The sequence below is a fragment of the Pseudomonas syringae group sp. J248-6 genome, assembly GCF_032586995.1.
Taxonomy (GTDB): Bacteria; Pseudomonadota; Gammaproteobacteria; order Pseudomonadales; family Pseudomonadaceae; genus Aquipseudomonas; species Aquipseudomonas amygdali.
This window is the reverse complement of the sequence record NZ_JAWHOP010000012.1, coordinates 76,153-99,631: the sequence shown is the minus strand read 5'-3', so window position 1 is coordinate 99,631 and position 23,479 is coordinate 76,153. Positions and strand designations below refer to the sequence as shown.

Sequence of the window (23,479 nt, the reverse complement as noted above, 5' to 3'; positions counted from 1 at the left end):
CCGCTCAAATATTCATATATATGACTGGATAACTACAACAATGAACAAGCTCTCCAGCGACGAACGCCTTCCGCTTTATCAACGCCTGCGCGACAGTCTGGCCGAACAGATTGCCAATAATCGTTGGCGTCCGGGCGAAGCCATTCCTACTGAAGCGGCGCTGTCCGCTGAGTATTGCCTGTCTACCGGCACCGTGCGCAAGGCCATTGATCTGTTGGTCAGCGACAATGTTCTGGAGCGCCAGCAGGGGCGTGGCACGTTTATTCGGCGTGCCCGGTTTCAGTCGTCGCTGTTCCGTTTTTTCCGTTTTCAGACCGAAGCGGGTGAGCGCCGTGTACCGGAAAGCCGAATTTTATCGATAGAGCCTGTGGCAGCGCCTTCATCGGTCAGCCAGGCACTGGGCCTGGTGTCCGGTGCGCCGGTCATTCGGATGATCCGACTGCGCTTGCTGGATGGTCAGCCGGTGCTGGCTGAAGAAATCTGGCTGCCTCGGATGCGCTTCCAGGCTTTGCTGGATCTGGACCTCGATACCCAGGGGCCGTTGCTTTATCCGATCTATGAGGAGGCCTGCGGTCAGGTTGTGGCTTATGCGCAAGAGAGCCTGACGGCTGAAGCGGTCAACGATGTGTACGGTCGGTTGCTGCAGGTTTCGGTCGGCAGCCCGGTAGTGGTCATCGAACGACTGGCGCGCAATTACGCCGGTGAACCTTTGGAGTGGCGACGTTCACGAGGGCACGCCAGCCATTTCCGCTACAGCGTGGAAATTCGCTGATCGCACTGCAATCACCCCGACTCATTCAACGCTCATAAGGATAGGAAGCCATGTTCAACTGGTATCGCGAAGTCACTCCCAAGGAGCGCAAGACCTTCTGGGCCTGTTTCGGCGGCTGGTCGCTGGACGCTCTGGAAGTGCAGATGTTCGGACTGGCCATTCCAGCCTTGATTGCCGCCTTTGCCCTGACCAAAGGCGACGCAGGGCTGATCAGCGCCGTGACGCTGGTGACGTCGGCACTGGGTGGCTGGGTCGGCGGAACGTTGTCCGACCGTTATGGCCGGGTTCGCACGTTGCAATGGATGATCCTGTGGTTTTCCTTCTTTACCTTTCTGTCTGCCTTCGTGACCGGCTTCAATCAGTTGCTGATCATCAAGGCGCTGCAGGGCTTTGGCATCGGCGGTGAGTGGGCGGCGGGCGCGGTGTTGATGGCCGAGACCATCCAGTCGCGTTACCGCGGCAAGGTCATGGCAACGGTGCAAAGCGCCTGGGCTGTCGGCTGGGGGCTGGCGGTGGTGTTGTTTACCCTGATCTATTCGTTTGTGCCGGAGGATATTGCCTGGCGGGTAATGTTTTTCGTCGGCCTGCTGCCAGCACTGATGATTATCTGGGTGCGCCGCAACGTCGAGGAGCCGGACAGCTTCCAGCGCATGCAGAAAAACGCTGCGCCGAAGGGCAATTTCTTCAAGTCGATGGCCGGAATCTTTCGCCCCGAATTATTGCGCGTCACCTTGCTCGGCGGCTTGCTGGGCCTTGGTGCGCACGGCGGTTATCACGCGGTCATGACGTGGCTGCCCACCTTTCTGAAGACCGAACGCAACCTGTCAGTGCTCAGCTCCGGCGGCTATCTGGCGGTCATTATCGTTGCATTCTGGTGCGGTTGCGTATGCAGCGGTCTGTTGATCGACCGCATTGGCCGACGCAAGAACATCATGCTGTTCGCGCTGTGCTGCGTGGTCACGGTGCAGTGCTATCTGATGCTGCCGTTGAGCAACACGCAAATGCTGTTTCTCGGCTTTCCGCTGGGGTTCTTCGCCGCTGGCATTCCGGCCAGCCTGGGTTCGTTTTTCAACGAGTTGTACCCGGCAGACGTACGTGGGGCAGGGGTTGGCTTCTGCTACAACTTCGGGCGCGTATTGTCGGCGGTGTTCCCGTTTCTGGTGGGCCATATGAGCGAATCGATGTCGCTGGGCACTGCCATCGGCATTGATGCCGGTATTGCCTATGGCGTGGCGATGGTGGCTGCTTTCTGCCTGCCGGAAACCCGTGGGCGCAATCTTGAGGCCACGCCGGTTGCTGCAGACCCGCTGGATAAGGGCGCGGCGCAGCAGGCTTGAATATCCTTTCACCCGCGGTGTTACAGCACCGCGTTGACTTACAGATGAACTCATGACCGACCCCACCACGCCAATCCTGGGCATTGATGCCCATGCTCATGTCTTCAGCAAGGATTTGAGTCTGACGTCAGGACGACGTTACAGCCCGGACTACGATGCCACTGTGCAAGCGTATCTGGCCCACCTGCACGAACATGGTTTGAGTCATGGCGTACTGGTGCAGCCCAGTTTTCTGGGCACCGATAACCGGTTTCTGTTCGACGCTCTGGCACAGGCCCCTGATCGGTTGCGCGGTGTGGCGGTGGTTGATACCGATATCAGCCGTGGCGCCTTGCAGCGTATGGCCGGGCTGGGCATTGTCGGTATTCGCCTGAACCTCATCGGCAGGGCGTTGCCTGACTTCACGGCACCTGAATGGAAGTCGTTGTTCAAGAACGTCTGGACCCTTGGCTGGCATATTGAACTGCACCGTGAGGTTGCCGACTTGCCGGGGCTGATCCGGCAGTTGCTACCATTCGGTTGCAAGATTGTGATCGACCATTTTGGTCGACCCGATGCGCGCCTTGGTATTGATGACCCGGCGTTCCAGGCATTGCTGGAATTGGGCCTGAGCGGGCAGCTGTGGATGAAAGTCTCGGCAATTTATCGACTGGGCGGCAGTGCCGAGCAGAATGCGGCGTTTGCCCACGCTGCATTGCCGCTGCTGCTGCAAAGCTTTGGTCCGCGCCGGTTGGTATGGGGCAGCGACTGGCCACACACCCAGCATGAACAAGAAGTCAGTTACGCCAGTGTGGTCGAGCAGTTCCGGGCGCTTGAATGTCCGGAACCGCTCAAAAACATGTTGCTGGTCGAGGCTCCTCAGGCGTTGTTTGATTTTCTGCCAATCGAAATCTGACCCGCTAAGCCGCAGGCGGCCTGATCCTGTAGCTGACCACATACAGCGCAGGCAGAAAAAACAATGTCAGCAAGGTGGCAATGGCGATACCGCCGATCATGGCGATCGCCATCGGGCCCCAGAACACCTCGCGGGCAATCGGGATCATGCCCAGGCTTGCAGCTGCTGCGGTCAGCAGAATCGGCCGGCAGCGATGTTCGGTGGCCTTGACCACCGATGTCCAGGCACTCTCACCGGCAGCGATGAACTCGTCGATCTGTGTGACCAGAATCACCGAGTTGCGAATAATGATGCCGATCAGCGCCAGCACACCAAGAATCGCGACGAAGCCCAGCGGATAGCCGGATATCAATAACGCTGCGACCACGCCAATCAGCCCGAGCGGCACCACGCTGACCACTAGCAGAAGCTTTTTGACACTGTGCAGCTGGATCATCAAAAAGCTCACCACCAGCAGCAACATCAGTGGCACGACCTTCAATATGGGCCCTTGCGAGCGGGCGCTGGCCTCGACCGCGCCACCAGTAGCCAGCGAATAACGCAGTGGCAGGCGCGCGCTGAAGGCGTCGACTTCCGGTTTCAATTGCCTGACCAGCGCGGCCGGTTGCAATTTTCCGAGCACGCTGGCTTTCAGGGTGATGGTCGCCAGCCGGTCGCGACGCCAGACCAGCGGCTGTTCCTGCTCGTAACTGAGCGTGGCGAACGCCAGCAGCGGCACGCTCGCACCATTGGGTGTCGGGATCTGCAGGTTGCCGAGGCTTTGTACCGAGTTGCGCTCATCGTTTTCTGCGCGCGCGACCAGGTCGATCAGGTAGGTACTGTCGCGCACCTGCGTGATGGTCGTTCCGCTGACCATGCTGTTGAGAATTTGCGCCACGTCTTCCGAAGACAGGCCGAATTGACGCACCTTGTCCTGCGCGATATCAATCTTCAGTACTTTGCCCGGCTCGTTCCAGTCATAGATGACCTGGCCGATGTTCGGGTTGGCGTCGAGGATGGCCGCCAGTGCCATCGCCTGGCTGCGCACCTGTTCGATGTCCGGGCCGCTTACCCGGTATTGCACCGGCCAGCCCACTGGCGGCCCCATGTTCAGTGGCTGGACGTAGCCGCCCACCCCGACATAATCGTCACGAAAGCGCTGGCGCAGACGCTCGATCAGACGATCACGCGCTGCGCCGCCCTGGCTGACGATCACCAGCTGCCCATAAAAGGGATTGCTCAGTTGCTGGTCCAGCGGCAGGTAGAAACGCACCGCACCTTTGCCCACATAGGAACTCCAGCGCAACACATCGGGATCGTCCTTGAGCGTGGCTTCAAAGCGATCCATGGTCTGGCGTGTGCCTTCGATGGAGCCGTTTTGCGGCATATAGATATCCACCAGGATTTCCGGGCGGTCGGAGTCCGGAAAGAACTGGTTCTGCAGCAGCCTGGCCGCAAACAGCGAGGCGATGAACATCAGTAGTGTGATGCCGATTACCCACCAGCGGTGCTCCAGTGTCTTGACCAGCAGGCCGCTGAAGCCGCGCATCCAGCGCCCCGGCGCGGCATGCGGCGCCGACGCCTTTAGAATGTGCACGCCAATCAGCGGCGCAAACAGCACCGCCACCAGCCAGGACAGCAGCAGGGCCACGGCGATGACCGCGAACATGGTGAACACATATTCGCCCGCTGAACTGGAATTCAGGCCGATGGGCACGAAACCGGCAACCGTCACCAGCGTGCCGGTCAGCATCGGGAAGGCGGTCGAGGTATAGGCAAAGGTCGCGGCCTGCGGTAACGAATCGCCGCTTTCCAGGCGGGTCACCATCATTTCGACGGTAATCATTGCGTCATCCACCAACAGGCCCAGGGCGATGATCAGCGCGCCCAACGAGATGCGCTGCATGGTGATGCCGCTGTACTCCATGAACACGAAGACCAGCGCCAGCACCAGCGGAATCGAACAGGCCACCACCAGACCTGCGCGAATGCCGAGGCTGATGAAGCTCACGACCAACACAATCAGGATCGCTTCAAAGAGTGCATGGGTGAAGCCGCCGATAGCTTTTTCAACCACGTCGGCCTGGCTGGACACCAGATGCACGCCGATGCCCAATGGCAGCTCGGTGGTCAGCTGGTCGATGCGCTGCTGCAACTGCGTACCGAATGCCTGAATGTTGCCGCCTTGTTTCATGGCCACCGCAAGCCCGATGGCCGGTTGGCCATTGAAACGGAACAGCGAGGAGGGCGGGTCGGCGTAGCGGCGTTCGATGGTCGCCAGATCGCTGAGGCGAAAGAACCGCTCGCCGAAGCGCAGGTTGACGGCCTCAAGGTCCTTTTCACTGCTGAACTGACCGCTGGCGCGCACCGCAATGCGTTCCGGGCCTGCCTCAATCACCCCAGCAGGCGTTACCGAGTTTTGCGCTTGCAGGCTTTGCAGCACCTGGCGCTGATCGATGCCCAGCGCCGCAAGCTTACGGATCGAGAAATTCAGATAAATGACTTCGCGCTGGGCGCCGAGCAGCTCGATCTTGCCCAGGTTGGGTACGCTGCGGATGTCGGCGCGTACCTGTTCGACGTAATCGCGCAACTGGCGAAAGGACAGTCCATCAGCGGTGAACGCATAGATACTGCCGAACACGTCACCAAACTCATCGTTGAATGCAGGGCTCTGAATGCCGCTGGGCAATTCGCTGCGTACATCGCTGATCTTCTTGCGCACCTGATACCACGCTGCCGGAATATCGGCGCTGCGGGTCTCGCTTTTGAGAAAGACAAAAAGCGTCGATTCGCCGGCCAGTGTGTAGCTTTTCACGTAATCCAGCGCGTCGATTTCTTCGAGCTTCTTTTCCAGCCGGTCGGTAACCTGTTGCAAGGTGTCGGGTAGCGTCGCACCCGGCCAACGCGCCTGAATGACCATGGTCTTGATGGCAAAGGAAGGGTCTTCCTCGCGGCCCAGATTCAGAAACGACCAACTGCCCATCAGCAGTGAAACGAACATCATGTACCAGACCAGCGTGCGATGCCTGAGCCCCCAGGCCGACAGATTGAAGCGTTCCCTCACAAACTGACCTCTCGCTGCATGCGTACTTTCTGTCCGGACTGCATGCCGTTGACGCCGGCAGTCATCACTTCGGCCACCTCGACCTGTTGCCCCGGATAGAGAAACTGCAGCCCGCGGGAAACCACCCGATCGCCCTCGGACAGCCCCTCTGAAACGATCACTTGACCTTGTTCATAGCGCAGCACATTGACCCGCGTCAGCTTGACCCTGGCCTGAGCGTCCACCTGCCAGACTGCCGGTTGACCCTTGGTGCGGCTCAGCGCTGACCAGGGCAGGGCGAACGCCCGTTGCGACCGAACCTGCAGGCGGGCGCTGACCACTGAGCCGAGCGCAGGCGCAGCGGCGACTTTCGGCAGCGCAACGCGCACTCGCAACGTGCCGTTTGCGGCGGAAACGATGGGCGTGATTTCCCTGATGATGCCGGTCAACTGAATGCTCTGCTGAGCAATAGGGCTGATGATCACCGTGGTGCCTGTCTGATCGGAGCGCAGCAGCGATTCATACACGGAAAATACCGCTTCGCGTTCGCCATCGTGAGCAACACTGAACACCGGCGCGGCGGCTTGGACCACCTGACCTTCTTCGGCGTGCCGTGCAGTGATGACGCCATCGGCTACTGCGAGCAGTTCGGTGTAACCGACTTGATCACGTGCGTTGGCCTGTTGAGCTTGCAGCGCTGCCAATTCAGCACGCGCACTCGCAAGGCCGGAGTGTGCCTTCTGGTATTCACTGAGGTTGGTATAGCCCTTGGGCAGCAGCACTTGCTGACGCTGGTAATTCTGTTCGGCTAGGTATAAACGCGACTGTCGTATGGCCACTTCGGCATTGGCCGACGCCAGTTCGTTCTTCTGTTCTTGCGGGTCCAGCCTGGCAAGCACTTGCCCGGCACGCACGCGGTCCCCGACATCGACATAGCGTTTGATCAGCTTGCCCGACACGCGAAACGCTTGCTCGGTCACCTTGCGCGCCTGGATATCGCCTGTCAGCGTCACACTGCTTGAGACGTCCACCAAGGCAACTGGCTGCACCTCGACTCGCACCAGCGCCTTTTCCGCAGGTTTTCCTGCGGAGCAAGCGCTGAGCGAGAGCAGTGAAATGAACCCCAGCACCAGGCCGGGCTGAACAGGTATGAAGTGCGATGGCCGGACATTTCCGGTAGCACGGCAGTACCAACGCAAACGCGTTGCAAAAGGAAAAGTCATCAACGAATAGCACTGCCCGATCAAAGAAACCAACACCGGTGAATCACTGCGTCACGCCGGAAAAGCTGAACGGCTTCCCGGGCGCAGGCGAGCGTGCTTCAGGCCATCGCGGTGACGCTTGGCCATACCTGTTGAGTGGCTTCAGTGCCCAGGAAAGTCAGTGCGGTGCGTTGCGAGTGGTGCCACGCCGCCTTGCTCTCAAGGTCCAGAAAATGCCCGGTGTCCGGAACTACGTTGAAACTGCTTTTGGCGATGTAGTTGGAAAACATCCGCGCATCTTCAACGGTGGTGTACTCATCTTTTTCACCGTTGATGAACAGCACCGGAATCTTGATCGAGGAGAAACGCTCGACATAGTTAGTGGCGCTTAGTTTACGAATCTGGCTAATGTGAAAGTCGATCTGGCGATATTCGTGTTCGGCAAGGCTGATCAGGTGCTTGTAGTTATAGAGTTTGAACAGACGCGGCAGGTACTTGCCCACGGTGTCATTGAGCAGTGAGCCGATCTTGCGCTTCTCGCGGGCGGCCAGGTAGATCTGGGCGTTGTCGATGTAGTCGAGCATGGCCTCGTTGAGGACCGGCGAGAACGAACTGATGATCGCCTTTTCCACGGATGGCGGGCATTCGGCAAGGGCCAGCAGCGCCGATACACCGCCCAGGACACCGACAGCAGGTGGTTCACCTGGTAGAGGTCGATCAACTGCAGCAGGATATTTACTTCATCTTCCTTGCTGACAATCATGTCGTCCGGGTTGTGGGCTCGGGATTGCCCCGAAAACGGCAGGTCGAATAGTACAAGGTTGTAGTGCGGTTGCAGGTACTTGACGGTCTGCCCGAAAGAGCCGGTGGTCGATAACGCACCGTTGACCAGCAAGATGGTCTTGGCCTCGCTGCCTTTCCAGTAAGTCTCGGTGTAAACCTTGTACTGACCTACGCTTAAAATCTTTGATTGTGCGCCCATAACAGCCTCCCAGCCGATGTTGATCCAACTAATTAGTACAGCGTTCTCTGCTCTGGCAGCCATGTCAAAGCCTCGCCTTGTTAGTGGCGAAATCCGGTGAGTTATTATTTTGGGTGCAGCCAAGCGGTGCAGCAGGTACCTCGTTTGCCCGGTTATAGATAGCGCAGTGCCAGCGCAGCGACAAGACGCTGACGTCATAAAAATGTCTATTCGTTCACATTTTGCCTGTGAGGCGAAGAACTCCCATCTGCTCGATGGGGTGATTTATTCGGGGAAAACCGTCATATAAAGCCAGAAAAGCGCATTTATTGAGTGGAACTTGTGAGCGCTGAAACGGTGAAGCTGTGTCGTTTTTTGAAACATATTGTTACAATTTAGCGCTTGGCAGACTGCGCCAGATAACTATCGAAAGCTCTGGAAGCATTGAGGCAGACGCTTCAAGCTCGTCAAAAAGCAGGCGCGCAGCGTTTTACGGAAGGGGGTTGTGACTGAATCTCAGGCGAGGGTGTTTACGGTGCGACATTCCAGCAACAAGCTTGCGCCGCCGTATTCGCTGATGCCTATCTGCAGCGTAAAACCATGCAGATTGACGATGGCGGCGACTACGGAGAGACCGAGCCCGAAACCGCTCTGTTCAGTGCCGGTTTCGCTGCGATAGAAGCGCTGGAAGACGGCTGCGCGCTCGGCGACGGGGATGCCGGGCCCGGAGTCCTGTACTTCGATGCATGGCGTGAGGCCGTCGCTGGAGGGGTAGGCGCTGATTTTCACAATCCCGCCGGAAGGGGTGAACTTGATTGCATTTCCCAGCAGGTTGGTCAGCGCTTCAAACAGCAGGGCTCGGTCGCCTACCAGTGTGGGTAACGTGTCGTGCAGGTCCAGCAACAGGGTGATCTGGTCTTCTTCGGCCAGCGGCAGGTAGAAATCATGCAGTTCCTGCAGCAGTGGCTGCAGCTCTAGTTCTACGAAGGCTGAGCGTCGCTGACGGTCTTCCAGTTCCGAAATGCGCAGCAGCCCACGAAAACGCGCCATCAGCGTGTCTGCTTCACTGATTACCTGGGCAATCTGGGTGGAGTGGGGCGAATCGTGCGCTGATTGCTGCTGAATGCGATAAAGCTGGGCGCGCAGCCGGGTCAGTGGCGTGCGCAGGTCATGGGCGATATTGTCGCAGACGCCCTTGACCTCGTTCATGAGCTTTTCGATACGGTCGAGCATGGCGTTGACGATCACCGCCAGCATGTCCAGCTCATCGCGCCTGTTCGAGACCGGCAGGCGACCGGCCATGTCGCCGGCGATGATTGATTCGGCGCTGGCCTGAATGGCGCGTATGCGGCGCAACGGTCGGCGGCGCAGCAAATGCCAACCGGCGACCCCGGGAATAATGGTCAGAGAGATGCCCCACAGCAAGGCGTGCAGGATCAGGGTGCTGACGGCAAGCAACGAGCCATTCTCGCGCACCAGTACCAGCCAGCGCCCGTCGGACGTTCGGTTGACTATCGCATCACAGCTGCCTTGCGGCAGGCCCGGGTCATCCGATTCGATGCAGTCGCTCAGTACATGGATCTGGCCGTCGATGGGCAGGTTTTTCGGCACGCGGGTGATAGGGCCTGCCACGGGGCGAAAGTTTCGGTCGAACAGGCCGTAGGCGTCCACTGCGCGCGTATCGAAGGTCATGCTGGTGGCCAGAGCGTCAACCAGTGCCTGACCTTCAAAGCGCGAAAACAGCTGCTGGCGGTGAGTGAGTGACTGGCGGGCGAGGTTATCCAGGTAGGAGTTGACCTCCCAGTAGAGAACGCCCAGCAGCATCACGCTCCAGGCGACGAACAAGGAACTGTATAGCGCCAGTAATCGGCTTGTTGAAGATCGCCAGCCCTTAGACGGGTTCGGCAATAACATAACCTGAACCTCGCACGGTCTGGATCAGCTGTGCGGTGCCAGGTTGGTCTATCTTCTTGCGCAGACGGCCAATGTGTACGTCGATCAAATTGGTACCCGGATCAAAGTGATAGCCCCAGACTTCCTGGAAAATCATCATGCGGGTGATGATCTGGCCGCTGTTGCGCATCAGGAATTCCAGCAGCTTGAACTCGGTGGGCAGCAGGGTCAGCGGCTCACCACCACGGCAGGCTTCGCGGCTGATCAGGTTCAGTTCCAGATCAGCGACCTGCAGCACGGTCTTGCCCGCGCTGACCGGGTTGCTGCGGCGCAGGAGCACTTCGACACGTGCTGCCATTTCGTCGGAAGCAAACGGTTTGGGCAGATAGTCATCACCGCCTGCGCGCAGCCCGCGCACCCGCTCGTCCACGTCGGAAAGGGCGCTGATCATCAAGATCGGCGTGGAGATACCCTGGGCGCGCAGGTGGGTGACGATGGTCAGACCATCCATCTCCGGAAGCATGCGGTCCAGAGTAATCAAGTCATAGTCTCCGCTCACTGCACGTGCAAGACCGTCACGGCCGTTGTCCACCCAGTCCACTTCCAGTCCGTGGTTGCTGAGCTCGGTCACGATTTCCTTTGCTGTGATGGCATCATCTTCGATTGCCAGAATTCGGGTCATGGTCCCTGCCTGAATAAGTGCGTTCAAAAACTCATTCTGCCTTTAAAAGCCACTGCGCTTCCTGAAAGAAAGTTTAATGATAGGGATCATATGTCATTCCGCATGCTGATATCCGCGTCCTTGAGCTCTTGCTGCTGCTTTTCGCGGCGGCTTTTTTCTGCCTTGTTCTGACGATCGCGTTCCAGTTTGGCGGTCGTGTCTTTTTCGCTGCGGATCTGTGCGTGGCTGATCAAGGCAAAGATAAAGCTGCCACCAATGATATTGCCTGCCAATGTAGGAGCGGCAAAGGTAAACCAGAAATCCTTCCAGCCCAGTTCTCCGGCAAATACCAGATAGGACACTTCGGCCGAGCCCACGACAATGTGCGTGAAGTCTCCGAGCGCCATCAAGTAGGTGATCAGAATGATAATGGCGATCTTGGCATTTTCCATGGACGCAATCATCCAGACCATGGTCGCGATCATCCAGCCGGACACGATGCCCTTGGAAAACATCTGACTGACGTCGTTTTCCATGACCTTGTGGCCAATCTCCAGAAATGCCTTGTCTGTGCTGGTGTCGAAAATCGGCAGATTGAGCATGACATAGGCCACCAGCAGCGTCCCAGCGAGGTTGCCCGCCAGTACCACACCCCATAGTCGGAACAATCGACCGATATTGGCCAGGTTCAACTTGCTCATGATCGGCAGCACGGCGGTAATAGTGTTTTCAGTGAACAATTGCTGGCGCGCCAGGATGACCGCGAGAAATCCGGCCGAATAGCCAAGGCTGCTGATGACGTGACTGCCGGGTATGCCTTCCAGCCGCGACTTGAACAGCCCCATGGCCATCAACGACAGGCCCATGGTCAGCCCGGCCGCGAGTGCCGACCACCACAGGGCGGCAACACTGCGCTCCAGTTCGTGATCGCCCTGAATACGGATGGTTTCGTGCAGCACCGCCGCGCGGGGCGGCTGGTTTTCATCAATCTCGCGCTCTTCCTCGGCTGACAGGCCGGGGGTCTTGCCGTCTACTTCGTGATCCATACAACATCCTCAGCGCCAGTGATGAAATGGACCGGCACGGGCATTGCCGGTCCGATGGTTCAGACAGGCGCCACGCGCGGTCGTTCGCTAACCGCGGGACGTATCAACGATTGTTTGCACCGGTTGCAGGATGCGCCTGTCTAGCCCAGCAGATCGGCGCTTTGCACGCGTTCTACACCCATGCTCAGCAGGGTCTTCCAGGCGTTCTCCAGCGAGCCGTTCATGTCGATGGCGCGACAGCCATCTTCGATGACATACGTATTGAAACCGGCACTGCGTGCATCCTGAGCAGACCAGGCGACGCAGAAATCCAGCGCCAGACCGACCACGAATACAGTGTCGATGCCGCGCTCTTTCAGATACCCGGCCAGGCCTGTGCTGGTCGTACGGTCTGCCTCCAGAAATGCCGAATAGCTGTCGATATGCGCATTGCAGCCCTTGCGCAGGATCAGTTGCGCGTGAGGCAGGTCAAGATCGGCGTGCAACTGCGCACCGTGGCTGCCTTGCACGCAATGGTCCGGCCATAGCGTTTGCGGGCCGTAGGGCAGGGTGATGCTCTCGAATGGCAGGCGCTGAGCGTGGCTTGAAGCAAACGAAATATGCCCGGCAGGATGCCAGTCCTGCGTGATGATCACTCGGGCAAAGCGCGCGCCCAGACGATTGATCAACGGCAGCAACGCATCGCCGTCAGCCACCGCCAGTTGTCCGCCGGGCATGAAGTCGTACTGCATGTCGATCACCAGCAAAGCACAGCGCGGGTCGGCAGGCTTGTCGGAAAGAGGCATTGTCGGTTCTCTTGTGAAGTGCGATGAGCGCCAGTTTGCCTGTTTGTCCCCACGGTTGCGAAGCGAGATGCGCAGCATAGGCAAAAGATATTTTTGCGAATTTGTATCAGGCGTTAATACGAATCTGTACTATTCGCGAAAAATCCTGCCGGGTCCCAAGAGGCCTGGTTTCTTGCCAAGGGCTGCACGTCGATGCGTCGTACTCTCGTTTCACTTTGCGTCATTCAAGCGATCTCTCAAGCCGCCTGGGCTGACCAGGTTACTGCCGGGCAACCTTCCATAGAGTTGCAGAATATCGACATTCAGGGCGCTGCCAATGCTGAAACGGCGCAAGGGCCGGTCGAGGGCTATCGCGCCACACGCTCCGCCAGCGCCACGCGCACCGATACCTCGCTGCATGAAACGCCACAGTCCGTCAGCGTTGTGACCCGCGACGCGGTAGAAGACATCGGCTCCACGCGCTTGCAGGACGCTCTGGACTACGCGGGCGGCGTCGGGCGGGCCAACAACTTCGGCGGTCAAGGGCTGACTACATTCACGGTGCGCGGTTTTACCACCGGCGAGTTCTATCGCAACGGCTTCCCGATCAATCGCGGCTATCCGAACATGCCGGATGCCAACACCATCGAGCGCCTTGAAGTGTTGCGCGGTCCGGCCACCACGCTGTACGGCCGGGGCGATCCGGGCGGCACTTTCAACGTGGTCTCCAAGCAGCCACTGGCCGAGCGCAAGGTCACGCTGGGCAGCCAGCTCAATGATCAGGGCATGAAGCGCGGCACGCTGGACGCGTCCGGTCCGCTGGATGACGAAGGGCGTTTCGCCTATCGCCTCAACGTCGTGGGCGAAGGCGGCGATACCTTTCGTGATCACGTCGAGACCGAGCGCTATGGTGTGGCTCCGGTCTTGAGCTGGGAGGTCAACGACGCCACGCGCATTACCTTCGAAGGCGACTTCATGCGCAACAATGCACCGCTGGATCGTGGCCTGACGCGTTACGCCAACCAGACGAGCACCGCCTCGCGCGACACGTTCTTCGGCGAGAAGAGCGTGGGCAAGCTGCATAACGATAACAACATGGCACAGTTGCGCTTCGACCATGACCTAAATGCCGACTGGAAGCTGGGCGGTGGCGTCCAGCTTCTCGACGGTTCCCTGCAAGGCGATGCCATCGAGGCCAACGGCCTGGCGGCTGATGGTCGTACCCTCGGGCGCAACTTCAACTATCGCAAGCTGGAATGGACAGACCGCGATGTGCAGTTGAACCTGACCGGGCACTTTTCCGCCGGTGGCTTCGATCACACGCTGCTGACCGGGGTCGAGTATGAGGATTATGATTACAAGTCGATCATCCAGCGTTCCAGCGGTGCCGTCGGCGCCTACCCGATAGACATCTTCAACCCTGTCTATGGTCAGGCCCGACCGGCACTGACCCGGACCACGACCCATGACAAGGAAAACCTCAAGACCTGGGCTGCCTTCGTGCAGGATCAGGTGGCGCTGACCGAGCGCCTGAAGTTATTGGGCGGCGTGCGTCTGGAGCGTTTTGAACATGACTACGATTCCTTCTTGCCTGGCACCAGCAGCTGGACCGCCAGCGATAACGCCGTCACACCGCGCGTTGGCCTGAGCTACGACCTGACCGACACCGTCGCGGTCTACGCCAACACCGCACGTTCGTTCAAGCCCAACAGCGGTGCCAGCCGGCTGGGTGGCGGCTTCAAGCCGGAAGAGGGCAAGTCGTACGAGATCGGCACCAAGTGGGAAGCGCTGGACGGCCAGTTGAGTGTTGATGCGGCGATCTACCAGATCGAGAAGCGTAACGTGCTGACCACCGACCCGGTTGATTCCACATTCAGTGTCGCGGCAGGCGAAGTGCGCAGCCGTGGCCTGGACCTCAACGTGGTCGGCAACCTGACGCCCGAGTGGCGGATGATGGGCAGCTACGCTTACGTCGACGCTGAAGTAACCAAGGACAACACGCTGCGCTCCGGCACACGGTTGATGAACATCCCTGAGCAGACCTTCAGCCTGCTCAACGTCTACGAGTTTCAGGAAGGTGCCTTGCGCGGCTTGGGTCTGGGCGGCGGCGGTCGTTATGTCGACCAGCGCGCCGGGCGCACCGCCAACGTCGCCTTTTCGATGGACAGCTACACCGTGTTCGACCTGCTGGCCTACTACAAGGTCAATGAGCACGTGAAGCTCAACCTCGACCTGAAGAACGTCTTCGATACCGAGTATGAGGAAGGCGCGTTTGGCAACGTCTATGCGTATCCGGGGGCACCGCGGACCGTGCAGGTGGGGATTGCTTATACGTTGTGATGGTGCAGGTATCTGATTCCTAGGTGCAAAGCCTGACCCTTTGAGGGTCAGGTTCAGCAGCGTGTGTCATGGATACCGGAGCCTTATCACACGCCGTACTGAATCACAGGAATTGATCTGTCTTTGAAAAGCCGGCACGGCGGCGAAGTTTGCCATCCTGGAACTGGTCCTTGCCGGGTAGAATGTCCGCTCCGGCTGCTTTGAGAGCTGCCATATTATCTTTCAAGGCTTTGGTGGCTTCGTCCTTTTGCTGGAAGGTGTTTCCTATCAGAAATTTGGCGTTACCCACTTCGCCAATCTGGAATTTATAGCCAGCCTCTCGCAGTGCCTTGATCTGGTTGGCAAGCCGGGAAGAGGCTTCGCTTTCCCTGGCATACACATGAAAGCTGCCAACCAGGGCCGGGTTGCCTTCGCCATTGGCGGCCTTTAATTGATCGGCAAACTTGACCAGGCCGCTTTGCGGGCCAGCAGTCAGGCCGCCTCCCCAGTTACTGTCCTCGACAACAATAGTTCCTTTATAGCCGGAATTGCGCGCGGCTTTGATTAATGTGGTCTGCATGTCAGCCCAGTCCTGACTGGCGCTTTTGCCGCCCTGATTGAAAGTGTCCAGGACGAAACTGGTACGACTGCCAAACTTTTTGACCACATTACTGATGTCGGCCGAGGCCTGCTTCAACTTTTCTCCCGTCAGCACATTTCCGCCACCCTGGTTCGCATTGTCGCGAAAGGTGAACTGAACCTTCACACCCTGTTTGTCTCCTTCGCCAAGCAATGCCCTGAGCTTATCCATCTGCCTGGCGTCGCTGATCTGATCATGCGTCATCTGAAAGCGTAAGGTTCCGCCTCCAATCGTTTTCAGGTCCTGAATCATCTTCGTGGCAGCAGCGGGTGTGGCGATGTCATCAGGGTTGACGTTGGCTCCCCCGCGCGCGACTTTCTGGGCAGCTTTGGCTGCCTCTGAAGAAGCGGCCTTTTCTGCTTCCTTGGCTTTTTTTTCTGCGTCCGAAAGGGCCGTGCTGTCCTTCACCGCGGCCACTTCGCTGCCAACAGCCTTTGTATCGTTCTGGCTGACAAGCGCTTTTTGACTGGCAAGCAGAGCCGTGTCTGACGAGGAATCTTCGCTCTCCAGTGACCGGGTATTTCGGCTGAGCATCATTCTTGTATAAACAGGGGACGCTTCCGGTGTCTCGGCGGAGCGGTTGTCGGAGGCCGTATAGGTGTCGAGTTTCGCCTGTTTTTCAGGGTTCGCCTCAGCAACGCCAGCGTCCACGGCCCGCGTGGTTCGGTCGGCCATTACAGGCTTTTCCCTGGCGGCCATGAAGGGGTCATATGACCTGTCTGAGCGAATATTCATCGAATGTCTCTGTAGGACCCGTGCGACAAGTGGCTGCACCCTGCGAAACAAAAGAATAAGTCGCCAGGCCAGCTGTAACTTAGTGGATTGCAGTATTCATATAACGAGGAGGGGAACTTAAGATGACGCTTTTATTAACGTTTTTCTTTTGCTGTTCTTCCTTGAAATATGGCTTCCTGGCGTAATCCTGTTTCGAGCGTTATCTGTTAACGGCGCAGGGTCGCACAAACAGGGTTTTTAGAGCAACAAAAAGGCTGAGTGACCGAGCCGACAGATTACTGCTTTGACGGAGTACAACGTGTCAGCCAAGCAGCCGAATCGGCGACCCCGCATGCCAGGCCTGAATATCTTCAATCATCTGCCCATAAAAGGTTCGGTAGTTGTTCTCGGTGACGTAACCGATATGCGGTGTTGCCAACACGTTGTCCAGCGTGCGGAACGGGTGATCGGCGGGCAGCGGTTCGATGTCGAACACGTCTAGTGCGGCGCCTGCGATGTTGCGCTGTTGCAGCGTTTCAAGCAGAGCAGTCTGATCGATGATCGGGCCGCGTGACGAGTTGATCAGGTAGGCGCTCGGTTTCATCCAGCTCAGTGCCTCTGCATCCACCAGGCCACGGCTGCGGTCGCTGAGTACCAGGTGCACCGAGAGCACGTCCGCCTGTTCGAACAGTTGCTGTTTGCTGACGTACGTGACGCCCGATTCGGCAGCGGCTTCGGGTGTCAGATTCTGGCTCCAGGCAATGACCTGCATGCCGAACGCCTGACCGTAGCGGGCAATCCATTTGCCGATACTGCCCAGCCCGAGAATGCCCAGGGTTTTGCCGTGCAGGTCGCTGCCCAGCCCGACCTGCCAGTTGCCCGCGCGCAAAGAGTTGGCCTCGGCCACCAGATTGCGGGTGATGCCCATGATCAGCGCCCAGGTCAGTTCCGGTGCCGCGTGTTTATAGCTTTCTGTTCCGCACACCACAATGCCGTGCCGTTTGGCCGCAGGGATATCAATCGCCGCATTGCGCATGCCGCCTGTGACCAGCAATTTGAGCGCAGGCAGTTGGCTGAGCAGTGCCTCATCGAACAGGGTTCGCTCGCGCATCAGGCAAATGATGTCGAAGCCTTGCAGGCGTTGCACCATGGTTGCGGTGTCGGCCGGGAAGTCGTGCAGAAAGCTGATGTCGCCCGCGGAGTCGAGCACCGACCAGTCCACCACATCGCTGGCTATGTTTTGCCAATCATCGAGCACTGCGATTTTCAACGGGGTCATTGTCTGAAGGCCTCTTGACGGGTTTGTATGAAACCCAGCACTAATTGAACAGGCTGGCAGCGATATTAATCGAAAAGCCCAGAATCGCGGTGTTGAACACAAAGCAGATCAACGACTGACCAAGCACAACCTTGCGCATTTCGCGGGTCGCGACGCCGACATCGGAGGTCTGTACCGCAACGCTGAGGGTGAACGAAAAGTACAGAAAGTCCCAGTAGTCGGGGTGCTTTTCTCCGCCGACAAACGCCAGCGCGGGCTCCTTGCCTTTCCAGGTATAGAACATGCGTGCGTAATGCAGGCTGAAGATCACTCCGATCATCAGCCAGGAACCGATGACGGTAAGACCGGTAAAGGCGTGATGGAGCATTTTGGCGTCGCTGGACAGGCCCTTGCTGCTCGCGACTTCGAAGATGATGGCCGCCAGACTCGCCAGTGCCGCCACGCAGACCGTTACCAGAATGACGCCCGCGTTTTCGTCTTCCATCATCGCGACTCGGCGGACATCGTCAGCATTGCTGCGCAGTGTGCGAACGAAAATAAGGATCAGATACAGCCATACGCCTGTGTCCCAGCCGGTCAGCAGGCTCTGCGTGAGTGTTGCGTGGGGGATCAGCCAGGCCCAGGCAATGCCGGCGGTGAGGCCAACCAAAGCTGCGAGCGTCAGGCGAGGGCGGGTGCGGGCAAGATGGCGCATGCGGTCTAGTCGTTACAGGAGATTACGAGACAGTAGCATGCCCATTTTGCATGCCAAGCCGGATTTGAAAAAAACGGCGCGCAAGGGGGTTGCGCGCCGTGTGCCAGCCAGATTGTCAGCAGGCGGCGAGTGGTTTTTTAAGCTGGCTCAACGCACCAGGCAAGGCTGCTTGTTGTTGAATTTCCAGTCCGGGATCAGAAACTGCATGGCCACTGCGTCATTGCGTGCGCCCAGGCCCATGCCTTTGTAGAGTTCGTGAGCCTTGGCCAGCTGGTCCATGTCCAGCTCGACGCCCAGCCCCGCCTGCTTGGGCACATCGACCTTGCCGCCGATAATCTGCAACGGGGCCTTGGTCAGGCGCTGGCCGTCCTGCCAGATCCAGTGGGTATCAATCGCCGTGATGTTGCCCGGTGCCGCAGCGGCAACGTGGGTGAACATCGCCAGAGAAATATCGAAATGGTTGTTGGAATGCGAGCCCCAGGTCAGACCCCACTCGTTGCACATCTGCGCCACACGTACCGAGCCCTGCATGGTCCAGAAGTGCGGATCAGCCAGTGGAATGTCCACCGATTGCAGTTGAATGGCATGGCCCATTTCCCGCCAGTCGGTGGCGATCATGTTGGTGGCAGTCTTCAGGCCGGTGGCGCGGCGGAACTCGGCCATCACTTCACGACCGGAATAACCGTTTTCCGCGCCGCATGGGTCCTCCGCATACGCCAGCACGTGATGCTGATCGCGGCATAGGCGGATGGCTTCCTTGAGCGACCAGGCTCCGTTGGGGTCAAGGGTAATACGCGCATCGGGAAAACGCTCAGCCAGCGCCGTGACAGCTTCGATCTCTGCGTCACCGCTCAGTACGCCGCCCTTGAGCTTGAAGTCCTGAAAGCCGTAACGCTGGTGCGCAGCTTCAGCCAGACGGACCACCGCCTGCGGAGTCAGCGCTTCTTCATGACGAATGCGGAACCAGTCATTATCGGCGTCGGGCTCGCTACGATAGGCCAGGTCGGTTTTGCGCTGGTCGCCGACATAAAACAGGTAGCCGAGCATCTCGACCTGATCACGTTGCTGACCTTCGCCCAGCAATGCAGCAACCGGTACGCCCAGGTGCTGACCAAGCAGGTCGAGCAGGGCGGCTTCCAGCGCGGTGACAGCGTGAATGGCAATGCGCAGGTCGAAGGTCTGCAGGCCGCGGCCGCCCGAATCGCGATCGGCGAAGGCTTTGCGTGCCTCATTGAGGATCTTCTGGTAAGTGCCGATGCTGCTGCCGACCACCAGCGAGCGTGCGTCTTCCAGCGTCTGGCGGATCAACTCGCCACCCGGCACTTCGCCGACGCCGACATGCCCGGCATTGTCCTTGAGTATCACGATATTGCGGGTGAAGTAAGGGCCATGCGCGCCGCTGAGGTTGAGCAGCATGTCGTCATGGCCAGCCACTGGCACTACTTGCATCTCGGTAATGACAGGGGCCTTGCTGGTGATGTTGGCGTGTTGAATGTTCATAGCTGATCCCGTAAAAAAATATGGCCTGTAATGGCGTCGCTTCGAACCTGCATCAATGCGTGGCCGGGGTATGGATGGCGGCTACCGGCGTCGCGCCTGGCTTGGGCGTATTGCGCGCAGCGAAGACGATGATTGCGGCAATGATCGATGTGGCCGTCAGGCCATACAGCCCGCCCTGGATCGAGCCGGTGTGCTCTTCCAGCAAACCGAAAGTGGTCGGTGCCACGAAGCCACCCAGGTTGCCCACCGAGTTGATCAGCGCAATGACCGCTGCGGCGATACGTGCATCCAGATACGCTTGCGGGATGGGCCAGAACAGCGACGAAGCCGACTTGAAACCCAGTGCTGCAAAGCAGATGGCAACGAAGGCAAAGATCGGGCTGCCAGTGGTGGACATGAACATCCCGGCAGCGGCAATCAGCAGCGCAATCGCTACCCACGCCTGCTGGCGCTTCCACTTGGCGGACAGCGTGGCGAAAGCGTACATGCCGATGATCGACAGCAGCCATGGAATGGAGTTGAACATGCCGACTTCAAAGTCAGTCAGGCTGCCCATTTTGCGGATGATGCTCGGTAGCCAGAAGGTCGCTGCGTAGATGGTCAACTGAATGAAGAAGTAGATCAGGCAGAACAGAATGATCTGGCTGTCCTTGAGCAGCTTGCCGATGGAGGCTTTGACTGGCGTCGCCGCTTCGCGGGCAGCCTGTTCGGCATCGATGGCGCTGACCAGCGCGTCCTGTTCTTCGCGGGTCAGCCATTTGGCGTCGTGCGGTTTGGAGTCCAGCCAGAACCAGACGAAGAAGCACAGGCCCACCGAGAACATGCCTTCGATGAAATACATCCACTGCCAGCCTTTCATTCCGAAACCGGTGATCTGCAACAGCAGGCCTGATAACGGTCCGGAAATCAGCGAAGCGATGGCCGAGCCGCTGAGGAAAATGGCAATTGCCTTGCCGCGCTCAACCCCGGGCAACCAGCGGGTGAAGTAGTAGATCACGCCTGGAAAGAAGCCTGCCTCGGCCACACCCAGCAGAAAACGCAGGATGTAGAAGTGGGTTTCGTTCTGGATGAAGGCCATGCAGGCAGCAACGATGCCCCAGGTGAGCATGATCCGCGTCAACCAGATACGTGCGCCGACTTTCTGCAGCAGGATGTTGGAAGGGACTTCGAAGAGGGCATAACCGATGAAGAACAGTCCGGCACCCAGGCCATAGGCAGCAGCACCGATGCCCAGGTCATGCTCCATGTGCGAACGCACAAAGCCGATGTTCACCCGGTCGATGTAGTTGACGATAAACATGATGACGAAAAGCGGCAGGACGTGACGTTTGACCTTCGATACGGCTGAACTCAGAACCGAATCAGTGCCGTCGGCCATCCTGGAATTGGATGTGCTCACAGTTGAATCTCCCACTCGTTGTTTTTATGCGGGTATGTGCGAAGTGTGTCCCTCGCATTGTCGGTCATCATACAAGTAAAAAAGGCTTGTGCAATCCCCTGATGCTGATGATTTGGACGATCGGGAAAGTTTTTCTGGATGCAGGTACATGCGCAGGGCGCGTCAGTATGACGGTGTTAATTTAATGGTTTTACCCATTGATTACTGGGTATTGGCCTTTTTTATGAGTCGGGTCTGGTCTACTCACTGGCCGTTTCTTTCAAGCTGTGCTGTTGAAAAAACGCTTCGAGCCAAATCAAGAGCTTTGACAGTGGCAGATAGCTTGTAATACAAGTAAGACAACTGCGCAGGCCGATGCCACCGGCCTTTTTGCGCACTCAACCTCACATTCGCGCTGTTATGACCGTGATACGGCAGCCCAACCAGACAAGTCAGGATTCATTCGCCATGCAAGAGCCTGTCAGCGCAGCGCCCAAACGTCGTCAGCACAGCCTGGCCACCGATCTGGTCACCGAACTGAGCCAGCGTATTTTGCTGGGCAAAATCGCACCCGGTCAGAAGCTGCCTTCCGAAAACCAGATCGTTCGTGAGCACGGCGTCAGCCGCACTGTCGTGCGCGAGGCCATTTCCAAGTTGCAGGCGTCAGGGCTGGTGGTGACCCACCACGGCATCGGTACGTTTGTGCTGGAGCGCAGTGACCAGACCGGCCTGCGTCTGAAGGTTGAAACCGTTTCACGGGTGCGCGATATCATCGAACTGCGTATTGGCCTGGAAACCCAGGCCGTCGCGCTGGCCGCTGTGCGTCGCACCGATGAGCAACTGGCGGCCATGCGTCAGGCACTGGATGATTATCAGGACCTGCTGGCCAATGACGACAGTTGTGTGGAGGCCGACAAACGCTTTCACATGCTCATCGCCGAAGCCACCGGCAACCCGTATTTCATGGAGATCATGCAGCACTTGGGCAGCGCTATCATTCCGCGTAGCCGCATTGCGTCAAGCGAGCGGGCGGGCAATAACCTCGCGCATCAAGGCTATCTGGCCAACCTGGAACACGAAGCACTGCTCAGCGCCATTCGCCGCAAGGACCCGGATGCAGCGCGTGCGGCGATGTGGACGCACCTGAGCAACAGCCGTGAGCGACTGGTGCCGCTGGAGTAAGAGCCTTTGAGTTTTACTGTGTTGCATTCAGCACGCCGAGCATCACTTGGGTTTGCCACTCGAAATACGGGTTGAAGGTCAGGCGTGCGTGGATCTTGCCAGGTTCGGTATAGCCCCAGTCCGAATACCACACCGGCTCGCCCGCCATGCATTTCGCGGTGTCCGGTGTGCTCTGGCCGTTCCAGCAGATGCGCTGGCTACCGGATACGCCATAAAGCGGGTTATCCGCTGAAAAAAGCAGGCCCATGTGGGAAAAGCGGCTGATGCGGTATTCCGGCAGGTAGTCCTTGCGCACCTCGACGCGCGGCGTATTGGCAGCGCGGGCGGGCAGGTCGCCGTACCAGATCAGGCGACTGGCGGGGTTACTGAAGCGCTGGCTGAAATTATCCAGCACGTAATCAGTGTCGAGTACCGAGTCGTGCTCGGCGATGGCGATGAACACCGGCTTGTCATAGCGACGTTGATGCAGGCGGTCCTGAGCCAGCGCGCTGCTGCGATAGAACTGGGCGAAACCGTTGGTGGGCATGTTCATGTAACGAACCGGCGTCTGCATCGGCCGCAGGCCGTCGTTGGGGGCGGCAAGCCACGGCCTGGCCCAGCCGATCCACGGGGTCAGCCAGGCATAGCCGCTGTTGGAACGAAATGCCGGCGAGAACAACACCAGCCCGGCAATTTCTTCGTGGTCATAGGCGTAATCGAGCACCAGATTGGCCCCGGTTGAGAAGCCTCCCAGATAGACGTTCGGCACCTCGCGGCTTAGCTGTTGCGTCTGCTCTCGCACCACCTGCTGCCACTGCTCCAGACGCACATCGAGCATGTCCTCGGGCTTGGTACCATGCCCTGGCAGCAGCACGGTCCTGACCAGATAGCCCTGAGCGGCGAGCTTCTGTGCCACGTCATTGAATGACCACGCTGAGTCACCCAGCCCGTGCACCAGCAGAACGCCGCCTTTAGGCGTTCCAGTCGGGGTCCATTGGCGCGGCGCGTTCCAGCCCAGTTCGGCCTCGTGGTCGGCGGTCTGGAAGTTGCGTTGCTTGCGGATCAGTTCAATGGTTTGTTGACGGTAGTCTTCAAAACGCTGCGTCGGTGCTTCGCTTTCCGCCATTGAGGTGCAGGCTTGCAGGGTCAATAGCGAGAGCAGACTGGCGAGTCGGGATTTGATCAAAAAGGGGCCTGTGCACGTGTGTGGAAATTCAAAAGGTCGACGCGGGCACTCTGCC

17 protein-coding genes and 1 pseudogene are annotated in these 23,479 nt (G+C 58.5%); 5 read left to right on the top strand and 13 right to left on the bottom strand.

The features are described 5' to 3' along the window. Window positions 1–40: 40 nt before the first annotated feature. The 3 genes from RYC17_RS16745 to RYC17_RS16735 are packed head-to-tail and all read left to right on the top strand — an operon-like array spanning window position 41 to window position 3,004. A complete protein-coding gene (locus RYC17_RS16745; RefSeq protein WP_058400424.1) occupies window positions 41–772 on the top strand; it encodes a GntR family transcriptional regulator in 732 nt (243 codons plus the stop codon). A gap of 50 nt (window positions 773–822) precedes the next feature. Continuing rightward, a complete protein-coding gene (locus RYC17_RS16740) occupies window positions 823–2,109 on the top strand; it encodes an MFS transporter (RefSeq protein WP_058400425.1) in 1,287 nt (428 codons plus the stop codon). Between the two features lie 52 nt (window positions 2,110–2,161). Then, window positions 2,162–3,004 carry an amidohydrolase family protein gene (locus RYC17_RS16735; RefSeq protein ID WP_058407784.1) on the top strand — a complete coding sequence of 281 codons (843 nt, stop codon included), beginning with the start codon at window positions 2,162–2,164 and terminating at the stop codon, window positions 3,002–3,004. A gap of 4 nt (window positions 3,005–3,008) precedes the next feature. Here the strand turns inward: RYC17_RS16735 and RYC17_RS16730 are convergent, their stop codons facing one another. From RYC17_RS16730 to pncA, 7 genes and pseudogenes are all read right to left on the bottom strand, one after another. After that, a complete protein-coding gene (locus RYC17_RS16730; protein ID WP_058407783.1) occupies window positions 3,009–6,047 on the bottom strand; it encodes an efflux RND transporter permease subunit in 3,039 nt (1,012 codons plus the stop codon). Then, entirely contained in the window at window positions 6,044–7,249 is a 1,206-nt protein-coding gene (locus tag RYC17_RS16725; RefSeq protein WP_080394755.1) for an efflux RND transporter periplasmic adaptor subunit, read from the bottom strand. Before RYC17_RS16725 ends, RYC17_RS16730 begins: the two co-directional genes overlap by 4 nt. 98 nt (window positions 7,250–7,347) lie before the next feature. Then, a pseudogene (locus RYC17_RS16720) lies at window positions 7,348–8,273 on the bottom strand (alpha/beta fold hydrolase). Window positions 8,274–8,705: 432 nt separating this feature from the next. Continuing rightward, complete coding sequence (locus tag RYC17_RS16715) at window positions 8,706–10,103, bottom strand: sensor histidine kinase (protein ID WP_058400429.1); 1,398 nt, start codon at window positions 10,101–10,103, stop codon at window positions 8,706–8,708. Continuing rightward, window positions 10,081–10,764 (bottom strand): response regulator transcription factor, encoded by a 684-nt coding sequence (locus RYC17_RS16710; protein WP_004661386.1) that lies wholly within the window; start codon window positions 10,762–10,764, stop codon window positions 10,081–10,083. Before RYC17_RS16710 ends, RYC17_RS16715 begins: the two co-directional genes overlap by 23 nt. An 86-nt stretch (window positions 10,765–10,850) precedes the next feature. Beyond that, a complete protein-coding gene (locus RYC17_RS16705) occupies window positions 10,851–11,789 on the bottom strand; it encodes a formate/nitrite transporter family protein (RefSeq protein ID WP_122258970.1) in 939 nt (312 codons plus the stop codon). Window positions 11,790–11,929: 140 nt separating this feature from the next. Beyond that, window positions 11,930–12,574: a bifunctional nicotinamidase/pyrazinamidase gene (gene pncA / locus RYC17_RS16700; RefSeq protein WP_058407781.1), complete on the bottom strand. Its 645-nt coding sequence runs from the start codon at window positions 12,572–12,574 to the stop codon at window positions 11,930–11,932. A gap of 192 nt (window positions 12,575–12,766) precedes the next feature. Here pncA and RYC17_RS16695 point away from each other — a divergent pair, with 192 nt between their 5' ends. Beyond that, window positions 12,767–14,893, top strand: a complete 2,127-nt coding sequence (locus RYC17_RS16695) for a TonB-dependent siderophore receptor (RefSeq protein ID WP_058400432.1) — start codon at window positions 12,767–12,769, stop codon at window positions 14,891–14,893. Between the two features lie 103 nt (window positions 14,894–14,996). Here the strand turns inward: RYC17_RS16695 and RYC17_RS16690 are convergent, their stop codons facing one another. The 5 genes from RYC17_RS16690 to RYC17_RS16670 all read right to left on the bottom strand — a co-directional run bounded on the left by RYC17_RS16690 (window position 14,997) and on the right by RYC17_RS16670 (window position 21,077). Then, entirely contained in the window at window positions 14,997–16,247 is a 1,251-nt protein-coding gene (locus tag RYC17_RS16690) for a cellulase family glycosylhydrolase (protein ID WP_316903803.1), read from the bottom strand. Between the two features lie 301 nt (window positions 16,248–16,548). Then, entirely contained in the window at window positions 16,549–17,505 is a 957-nt protein-coding gene (locus RYC17_RS16685; protein ID WP_058400434.1) for a D-2-hydroxyacid dehydrogenase family protein, read from the bottom strand. A 40-nt stretch (window positions 17,506–17,545) separates the two neighbouring features. After that, entirely contained in the window at window positions 17,546–18,199 is a 654-nt protein-coding gene (locus RYC17_RS16680; protein WP_004665647.1) for a DUF1345 domain-containing protein, read from the bottom strand. A gap of 147 nt (window positions 18,200–18,346) precedes the next feature. Then, window positions 18,347–19,699 (bottom strand): glucarate dehydratase, encoded by a 1,353-nt coding sequence (gudD, locus tag RYC17_RS16675; protein ID WP_057402720.1) that lies wholly within the window; start codon window positions 19,697–19,699, stop codon window positions 18,347–18,349. A gap of 52 nt (window positions 19,700–19,751) precedes the next feature. Further along, on the bottom strand, window positions 19,752–21,077 hold the full coding sequence (locus tag RYC17_RS16670; RefSeq protein ID WP_054078645.1) for an MFS transporter: 1,326 nt from the start codon (window positions 21,075–21,077) through the stop codon (window positions 19,752–19,754). A gap of 468 nt (window positions 21,078–21,545) precedes the next feature. Here RYC17_RS16670 and RYC17_RS16665 point away from each other — a divergent pair, with 468 nt between their 5' ends. Beyond that, the gene (locus tag RYC17_RS16665) at window positions 21,546–22,259 is read left to right on the top strand and encodes a FadR/GntR family transcriptional regulator (protein WP_002553932.1); all 714 of its coding nucleotides are present in this window, start codon (window positions 21,546–21,548) and stop codon (window positions 22,257–22,259) included. Between the two features lie 13 nt (window positions 22,260–22,272). On the opposite strand, the gene RYC17_RS16660 is transcribed toward RYC17_RS16665, so the two are convergent. Further along, on the bottom strand, window positions 22,273–23,364 hold the full coding sequence (locus tag RYC17_RS16660; protein WP_316903842.1) for an alpha/beta hydrolase: 1,092 nt from the start codon (window positions 23,362–23,364) through the stop codon (window positions 22,273–22,275). Window positions 23,365–23,479 lie beyond the last annotated feature (115 nt).